Below are 8,232 nucleotides of genomic sequence, written 5' to 3' on the forward strand. Positions count from 1 at the left end.
GCTGTTGGACCTCGTCGAGCTCGAGGTCCGTGAGCTGTTGAGCGAGTACGAGTTCCCGGGCGACGACGTGCCGGTCGTGAAGGTCTCGGCGCTGAAGGCGCTGGAGGGCGACGACGCGGCCAAGGCCCAGATCCTCGAGTTGATGGCCGCCGTCGACGAGTTCATCCCCCAGCCCGAGCGCGAGACCGACAAGCCGTTCCTCATGCCGATCGAGGACGTGTTCACGATCACCGGTCGCGGCACCGTGGTGACCGGTCGCGTGGAGCAGGGTCGGATCAACACCGGCGACGAGATCGAGATCGTCGGTATTCGTCCCACGGAGAAGACGACGTGCACGGGTGTGGAGATGTTCCGCAAGCTCCTCGACGAGGGCCAGGCGGGCGACAACATCGGTGCGCTGCTGCGCGGCACCAAGCGTGAGGACGTCGAGCGCGGCCAGGTGCTCGCCAAGCCCGGTTCGATCACCCCGCACACCGAGTTCGAGGCGCAGACCTACGTGCTGACCAAGGACGAGGGTGGTCGCCACAAGCCGTTCTTCACCAACTACCGGCCGCAGTTCTTCTTCCGGACCACCGACGTGACGGGTCAGATCTCGTTGCCGGAGGGCACGGAGATGTGCATGCCGGGCGACAACACGACGATGACGGTGTCGCCATGGAAGAGGGCCTTCGCTTCGCCATCCGTGAGGGTGGCCGCACCGTGGGCGCCGGCCGCGTCACCAAGATCCTCAAGTAGCGAAGGCTGACATGGCTGACAAGCAGAAGATCCGGATCAGGCTCAAGGCCTACGACCACGAGATCGTCGACCAGTCGACGAAGAAGATCGTGGAGACCGTCGTGCGCACCAGTGCCTCGGTGCGCGGCCCCGTGCCGCTCCCCACCGAGAAGCACCGCTACACCGTGATCCGGTCCCCGCACAAGGACAAGGACTCGCGCGAGCACTTCGAGATGCGGATCCACAAGCGTCTGCTCGACATCGTCGACCCGACGCCGAAGACGGTCGACTCGCTGCAGCGCCTCGACCTCCCTGCCGGCGTCGACATCGAGATCAAGATCCAGCAGGTCTGACCGGCGCCGGTCGCACCGGACGCGAACGAGCCCGGGCCCGGCGCCCGGGCTCGTTCGCGTCTGCCCTACCATCCGTCGTCCGCGCCGGGGTGGCTCCGGTGGGGTCGAGGGGGCACCGATGGGACGCATGGACGGCAAGGTCGCGTTGGTCACGGGGGGGTCGTCGGGGATCGGCGCGGCCTGTGTCGCACGCTTCCGGGAGGAGGGGGCGTGGGTGCTCTCCGCCGACCTCCAGCCGGCGGGGGAGGGCGTCGCCGAGCCCGACGCGTTCGTCGAGTGCGACGTGACCGACGAGGCGGCGGTCCAGGCCGCGGTGGCGGCATCGGTTCGTCACTCCGGGCGGCTCGACACGGTGGTCACGTCGGCCGGGGTCGCCGGCGGCGGCCCGGTGCACTGGCTCGACGAGGCCGCCTGGGACCACGTGGTGGGCGTGAACCTGAAGGGCACCTTCCTCACGGCCAAGCACGCCATCGCCCAGATGCTCACCCAGGAGCGGGTGGACGACGAGCGGGGCTCGGTGATCACCGTGGCCAGCGTGGAGGGCCTCGAGGGGACCGCCGGCGGTAGCGCCTACAACGCCTCCAAGGGCGGCGTCGTGCTCCTCACCAAGAACATGGCCATCGACTTCGGCCGCCAGGGGATCCGCGTGAACGCCATCTGCCCGGGCTTCATCGACACGCCGATGTTCCGGTCCCTCGGGGACCCGGAGACCGACGAGATGCTCCTCGAGGTCGAACAGGAGCACAAGCTCCGCCGTTTCGGACGGCCCTCCGAGCTCGCCGCCGTGGCCCTCTTCCTGGCCTCGGCCGACGCCTCGTTCGTCACCGGCCAGGCGATCGCCGTCGACGGCGGCTACACCGCCGGCCGCGATCACGGTGTGACCACCCGCATGGGGCTGTGATGATGGCGCCCTCCTCGCGGCGCTCGTCGGAGCGCGGTGTGGCTCGGTCGCTGGCGCTTCCCCTCGCCACCTGGATCGGCCCTTCGCGATGGGGTCGAGGTCCGTGTTCGTGTCGTCAAGCCAGTGGCCCGGTCGCTGGCGCTTCGTTGATGGCGCCCTCCTCGCGGCGCTCGTCGGAGCGCGGTGTGGCTCGGTCGCTGGCGCTTCCCCTCGCCACCTGGATCGGCCCTTTGCGATGGGGTCGAGGTCCGTGTTCGTGTCGTCAAGCCAGTGGCCCGGTCGCTGGCGCTTCGTTGATGGCGCCCTCCTCGCGGCGCTCGTCGGGGCGCCGGTGAGCCCTCCGGTCGCGTCGGCTGCGCACGACCGTGGCCTGCCGGCCATGGCGATGAACTTCGAGCTTCGCCACCCCGCACAGTTCGCGGCGACGGGAGCGGAGATCTACCGGGCGGCGCTCGACATGTGCCGGTGGGCCGACGACAGGGGCTTCGACCGGATCGGCCTGGGCGAACACCATCAATCGCCGGACGGCTACATCCCGGCGCCGCTCGTCTTCGCCGGGGCGGTGGGCGCGTGCACCACCCGGATCAGGGTGAGGTGCTCGATCCTCTTGGCGGTGCTGTACGACCCGGTGCGCCTCGCCGAGGAGATCGCCGTCGCCGACCTCTGCCTCGGCGGGCGCCTCGACGTCGGACTCGGTGTCGGGTACGTGGAGGCCGACTTCGACGCCTTCGGGAAGAACTTCCACACCCGCGGCGCCGCCCTCGACGAGTTGATCCCCTTCCTCCGCCGGGCCTGGACCGGCGAGCCCTTCGAGCACCGGGGGACGACCGTGCGCGTCACCCCGCGACCGGTGCAGGACCCGATGCCGATCCACGTCGGCGGGGCCTCACCGGCCGGGGTCCGGCGGGCCGTGGAGCTCGCCGACGGCTACTTCCCTCCGGGCATGCCCGCCGGGTGGAACCGGTACCGGCGCCTGGCCGTTGCCGCGGGGCGCCCCGACCCGGGCGAGTACCCGGCGTCCGGGCCGGTCTTCCTCTGGGTCACCGACGGCCCCAAGGAGGACACCTGGGAGCGGCTCGCCCCTCACATCCGCCACCAGGTCCGGTCCTACGCCGCCTGGACCGAGGGGGCCTACGGCGAACCCCAGGGGCCGTTCGTGCCCGAGCGCGACATCGAGGACCTTCGTCAGGGGGGTGCCTACGAGGTGCTCGATCCCGACGAGGCGGTGGCTCTGTTGCGCCGCCTCGGACCCGGGGGGCGGCTGTCGTTGAACCCGTTGCTGTCCGGCATCGACCCCGCCGCCGCCTGGGCCATGCTCGACCTCTTCGACCGCGAGGTCCTGGGCCGGATGTGAACCGTGCCACGGCCCGGTGCCGCCGACCCGTTTGGAATCGCGGGACCGGGACCGCTATCGTGACCTCTTCGTGCGTCGGGGTCCCCCGGGACGATCGACCGCACACCATCGTCGTCGCAATTGACGTCTGCGCCGGCCCACCTCCGTGGGTACCCCGCAGCACAACCGAATGGCGCTCCGCCGGGTCCTGCCCGTGCGGAGCGCTCGCGTGAACGCCCCACCTCGGTGGGGGAGGCGAACGCAAGCAGCCCACAGAAGGAACGTTGCCGGTATGGCCAACAAAGCAGTGGTCGGCGAGAAGGTCGGCATGACCCAGGTCTGGGACGACGAGAACCGCGTCGTGCCCGTGACCGTGCTGCGGGTCGTCCCGATGCGCATCGTGCAGATCAAGACCCGCGAGACCGACGGCTACGACGCCGTGCAGGTCACGTTCGGCGAGCGGGACAGTCGCAAGCTCAACCAGCCCGATCGGGGCCACTACGAGACCGCCGGCGTCCGGCCCGGCACCCGCCTGCTCGAGCTGCGCCTCGACGACGTGTCCGGGTTCGAGGTCGGCCAGGAGATCACCGTCGACACCCTCGCCGCCGGCGAGCTGGTCGACGTCACCGCCATCAGCAAGGGCAAGGGCTTCGCCGGCGTCATGAAGCGGCACAACTTCTCCGGCCAGAAGGCCTCCCACGGCGCCCATCGCATCCACCGGGCCCCGGGCTCCATCGGCGCCTGCGCCACACCGGCCCGGGTCTTCAAGGGCACCCGCATGGCGGGCCGGATGGGTGCCGAGAAGGTCACGACCCTGAACCTGCGGGTGGTCTCCTCGGACGCCGAGAAGAACCTCCTCCTGGTCCGGGGCGCCGTCCCCGGCCCCAAGGGCGGGATCGTCGTCGTGCGCGACGCCGTCAAGGCTGCGACCAAGGGCGGTGCGTGATGGCGAGCGTCGAACTCAGGACCCCGACCGGTACGGCCACCGGATCCGTCGACCTCGACGATGCGTTCTTCGGCATCGAGCCCAACGTCGCCGTCATGCACCAGGTCGTCACCGCCCAGCTCGCCGCCGCCCGCGCCGGCACGCAGAGCACCAAGACCCGCGCCGAGGTGCGTGGTGGTGGGGCCAAGCCCTGGAAGCAGAAGGGCACCGGACGGGCCCGCGCCGGCTCGAGCCGCAGCCCCATCTGGATCGGCGGCGGCGTGGCCCACGGACCCAAGCCGCGCTCCTACGCCCAGCGCACCCCCAAGAAGATGATCAAGCTGGCGCTGCGGTCGGCGTTGTCCGATCGTGCCGCCGAGGGTCAGGTCCTCGTCGTCGACGAGTGGGCGTTCGACCAGCCGAGCACCAAGGGTGCGGTCGCCGCGCTCGCCGCGCTCGGCGCCGAGGGCCGGGTGCTCGTGGTCCTGTCCCGCGACGACGAGACGGCCCGCAAGAGCTTCCGGAACCTCCAGCACGTCCACGTGCTCGAGGTCGGCGAGCTGAACACCTACGACGTCCTGGTGAGCGACGTCGTCGTCTTCACCAAGGCCAGCCTCCCCACCTCCGCTCCCGCCGACGGGCCCACCGAGGGCTCCCCGGCCGAGCCCGACGCCGAGGACGCCTCGTGAAGAACCCCCGCGACGTCATCATCCGCCCGGTGGTGAGCGAGAAGAGCTACGGCCTGCTCGACACCAACGTCTACACCTTCGTCGTCCACCCCGACGCCAGCAAGCCCGAGATCCACGACGCCGTCGAGTCGATCTTCGGCGTGAAGGTGGTCAAGGTGAACACCCTCAACCGGGACGGCAAGCGCAAGCGCAACCGCCGCACCGGCACCTGGGGGGCGCGCCCCGACACCAAGCGGGCCTTCGTCACGCTCGCCGACGGCGACCGCATCGATCTGTTCGAGGGATAGGACATGGCTCTCCGCAAGCGCAAGCCCACCAGTGCCGGTCGTCGGTTCCAGACCGTCTCGGACTTCTCCGACATCACCCGCAGCGAGCCCGAGCGGTCGCTGATCGCCCCCAAGTCGAAGACCGGCGGTCGCAACAGCTACGGCCGCAAGACCGCCCGCCACAAGGGCGGCGGCCACAAGCAGCGCTACCGCGTCATCGACTTCCGCCGCACCAAGGACGGCGTCCCGGCGACGGTCGCCGCCATCGAGTACGACCCGAACCGCACGTGTCGCATCGCCCTGCTCCACTACCACGACGGTGAGAAGCGCTACATCCTCGCCCCGAAGGACCTCACCGTCGGCGACGTCCTCCAGAGCGGCCAGGGCTCCGACATCCGCCCCGGCAACGCCCTCCCGTTGCGCTACATCCCGGTGGGCACGGTCGTGCACAACATCGAGATCAAGCCCGGCGGCGGCGGGAAGATGGCCCGCAGCGCCGGCACCAGCGTCCAGCTGGTCGCCAAGGAAGGCGACCACGCGACCATCCGCCTCCCCAGCAGCGAGATGCGGCGGGTGCCGATCGACTGCCGGGCCACCGTCGGCGAGGTCGGCAACGCCGAGCACGAGCTCATCAAGATCGGCAAGGCCGGCCGCAACCGCTGGAAGGGCGTACGCCCCCAGACCCGTGGTGTGGCCATGAACCCCGTCGACCACCCCCACGGTGGCGGCGAGGGCAAGACCTCGGGTGGTCGCCACCCGGTCTCGCCCTGGGGCCAGGCCGAAGGCCGCACCCGCGACACGACCAAGCCGTCACAGAAGCTCATCGTCCGCCGACGCCGCACGCGCGGCTCGCGCCGATAGGGAGACACGCCCACCATGCCTCGCAGCCTCAAGAAGGGTCCGTTCGTCGACGACCACCTGTTGAAGAAGGTCGACGAGCTGAACGACAACAACGAGAAGCGGGTGATCAAGACCTGGTCGCGTCGTTCCACGGTGATCCCCGAGATGGTCGGTCACACCATCGCCGTGCACGACGGCCGCAAGCACGTGCCCGTCTACATCACCGAGTCGATGGTGGGGCACAAGCTCGGCGAGTTCGCGCCCACCCGCACGTTCAAGTTCCACGCCGGACAAGAGAAGAAGGGGCGCCGCTGATGGCGTTCGGGGTCAAGACCAACGAGCGCCCCGGTGTGCGCTGCCAGATCCGCCACGTCGGCGTGTCGGCCTACAAGGCCCGTGAGGTCCTCGACCTCATCCGGGGGCTCCCCGTCGCTCGGGCCCTCGAGATCCTCGAGTTCTCCGAGCGCGACATCGCCCGTACCATCCTGAAGGGCCTGGAGTCGGCGATCGCCAACGCCGAGCACAACAACGCCATCCCCGCCGACGAGCTCTTCGTCTCGGCCTGCTACGCCGACGAGGGTCCCACGGCCAAGCGCTGGCGCCCCCGGGCGCGCGGCCGGGCCACCCGGATCCGCAAGCGTTCGTGCCACATCACGATCATCGTGAGCCGCCTCGCCGCCGAGGACCTCGCCGCCCTGCGCGAGCGCGAAGCCGCCACCGGGGCCGGGCGCACCGGGCGCGCCGCCGCCGAAGCCCGTCGCCAGCGGGTGGCCCGCAGCCGCCAGGCGAAGGCCGAGCGACGTGCCGACGACGAGCACGATCACGACCACGACCACGATCACGACCACGACCACGACGACGAGCCGACCGGATCGATCACCGACGCCGAGGTGGTCGACGGGGTCGAGGTCGCCGACGACGAGGTCGTCGAGGCTGCGGCGAGCCCCGTCGCCGAGGACGCCGCCACCGCTGACGAGGCCGCTCCGGCCGCCGAGTCCGCCAACGACGAGGCCGCTCCGGCCGACGAGGCCGCCGACGACGCGGCCGAGGCCGAAGGGAAGGACAGCTGATGGGCCAGAAGGTCAACCCCTACGGGTTCCGGCTCGGGGTCACCACGGACTGGAAGTCCCGGTGGTTCGCGGACCGCAAGGAGTACGCGTCCAACGTCATCGAGGACTGGCAGATCCGCGACTTCCTCATGACCCAGCTGCCGCACGCCGCCATCAGTCGCATCGAGGTCGAGCGCACCCGTGACCGCCTCCGTGTCGACGTGCACACCGCCCGCCCCGGCATCGTCATCGGTCGCCGCGGCGCCGAGGCCGACCGCCTCCGGGCCGGCCTGACCAAGATCTCCGGCAACAACAAGGTCCAGCTCAACATCCAGGAGATCAAGCAGCCCGAGCTCGACGCCGCCCTCATCGCGCAGGGCGTGGCCGACCAGCTCGCCGGCCGCGTCGCCTTCCGCCGGGCCATGAAGCGGGCCGTGCAGAACGCCCAGAAGGCCGGGGCCCTCGGCATTCGGGTCCAGTGCTCCGGTCGCCTCGGCGGCTCCGAGATGGCCCGCACCGAGTGGTACCGCGAGGGCCGCGTGCCGTTGCACACCCTGCGAGCCGACATCGACTACGGCTTCCGCGAGGCCAAGACCACCTACGGCCGCATCGGCGTGAAGGTGTGGCTCTACAAGGGCGACATCCTCCCCTACAAGAGCCAGGTCGAGGACAAGGCCACCCGCGAGGCCGCCATGGCCGTCGGCGAGACCGCCGGCGACGCCAAGCCCCGGAAGGTCGTCTCGTCGGCTGCCGCCACGCGCCGTCGCGCCGCCGACGGCGTGGCCGACGACGCCGCGGCAGTCGACGCCGAGGAGGCGACGCCCCTCGTCAAGGAGGCCGATCCCGAGCTCGAGCGCCTCCTCGCCGAGGAAGAAGAGATCGAGCGCTCGACCCGGGAGGCGCACGAGACGCCCCACTTCCGCCCCGGGGACGGTGACTGATCATGTTGATGCCCAAGAAGGTCAAGCACCGCAAGACCCAGCGCGGTCGCATGAAGGGCACGTCCAAGGGCGGCACCGAGGTCAGCTTCGGCGACTACGGCATCCAGGCCCTCGAGCCGGGGTGGATCACCGCCCGCCAGATCGAGGCGGCCCGTATCGCCATGACCCGCCACATCAAGCGCGGCGGCAAGGTCTGGATCAACATCTTCCCGGACAAGCCC

10 protein-coding genes and 2 pseudogenes are annotated in these 8,232 nt (G+C 70.6%); all 12 read left to right on the plus strand.

Annotated features, from left to right (window positions below; translation table 11 throughout):
- Positions 1-735: pseudogene (locus MUE36_15885) on the plus strand (EF-Tu/IF-2/RF-3 family GTPase).
- Positions 736-746: 11 nt separating this feature from the next.
- The gene (rpsJ, locus tag MUE36_15890) at positions 747-1,067 is read left to right on the plus strand and encodes a 30S ribosomal protein S10 (protein MCU0312409.1); all 321 of its coding nucleotides are present in this window, start codon (positions 747-749) and stop codon (positions 1,065-1,067) included.
- A 118-nt stretch (positions 1,068-1,185) separates the two neighbouring features.
- Positions 1,186-1,968 (plus strand): SDR family oxidoreductase, encoded by a 783-nt coding sequence (locus MUE36_15895; GenBank protein ID MCU0312410.1) that lies wholly within the window; start codon positions 1,186-1,188, stop codon positions 1,966-1,968.
- Between the two features lie 379 nt (positions 1,969-2,347).
- Positions 2,348-3,322 (plus strand): LLM class flavin-dependent oxidoreductase, encoded by a 975-nt coding sequence (locus MUE36_15900; protein ID MCU0312411.1) that lies wholly within the window; start codon positions 2,348-2,350, stop codon positions 3,320-3,322.
- A 271-nt stretch (positions 3,323-3,593) separates the two neighbouring features.
- Positions 3,594-4,247 (plus strand): 50S ribosomal protein L3, encoded by a 654-nt coding sequence (rplC, locus tag MUE36_15905; GenBank protein MCU0312412.1) that lies wholly within the window; start codon positions 3,594-3,596, stop codon positions 4,245-4,247.
- On the plus strand, positions 4,247-4,915 hold the full coding sequence (gene rplD / locus MUE36_15910; GenBank protein ID MCU0312413.1) for a 50S ribosomal protein L4: 669 nt from the start codon (positions 4,247-4,249) through the stop codon (positions 4,913-4,915). Before rplC ends, rplD begins: the two co-directional genes overlap by 1 nt.
- Entirely contained in the window at positions 4,912-5,202 is a 291-nt protein-coding gene (gene rplW, locus MUE36_15915) for a 50S ribosomal protein L23 (protein MCU0312414.1), read from the plus strand. Before rplD ends, rplW begins: the two co-directional genes overlap by 4 nt.
- 3 nt (positions 5,203-5,205) lie before the next feature.
- On the plus strand, positions 5,206-6,042 hold the full coding sequence (gene rplB, locus MUE36_15920; protein ID MCU0312415.1) for a 50S ribosomal protein L2: 837 nt from the start codon (positions 5,206-5,208) through the stop codon (positions 6,040-6,042).
- Positions 6,043-6,057: 15 nt separating this feature from the next.
- Positions 6,058-6,336 carry a 30S ribosomal protein S19 gene (gene rpsS / locus MUE36_15925; protein MCU0312416.1) on the plus strand — a complete coding sequence of 93 codons (279 nt, stop codon included), beginning with the start codon at positions 6,058-6,060 and terminating at the stop codon, positions 6,334-6,336.
- Positions 6,336-6,689 (plus strand): annotated as a pseudogene (rplV, locus tag MUE36_15930) (50S ribosomal protein L22). Before rpsS ends, rplV begins: the two are co-directional and overlap by 1 nt.
- Positions 6,690-7,090: 401 nt before the next feature.
- Positions 7,091-8,011 carry a 30S ribosomal protein S3 gene (gene rpsC / locus MUE36_15935; protein MCU0312417.1) on the plus strand — a complete coding sequence of 307 codons (921 nt, stop codon included), beginning with the start codon at positions 7,091-7,093 and terminating at the stop codon, positions 8,009-8,011.
- Positions 8,012-8,013: 2 nt separating this feature from the next.
- On the plus strand, positions 8,014-8,232 hold a 219-nt coding region (rplP, locus tag MUE36_15940), incomplete at its 3' end, for a 50S ribosomal protein L16 (protein MCU0312418.1).

This window comes from Acidimicrobiales bacterium (assembly GCA_025455885.1).
In the GTDB taxonomy this organism is placed as follows: Bacteria; Actinomycetota; Acidimicrobiia; order Acidimicrobiales; family Acidimicrobilacustridaceae; genus Rhabdothermincola_A.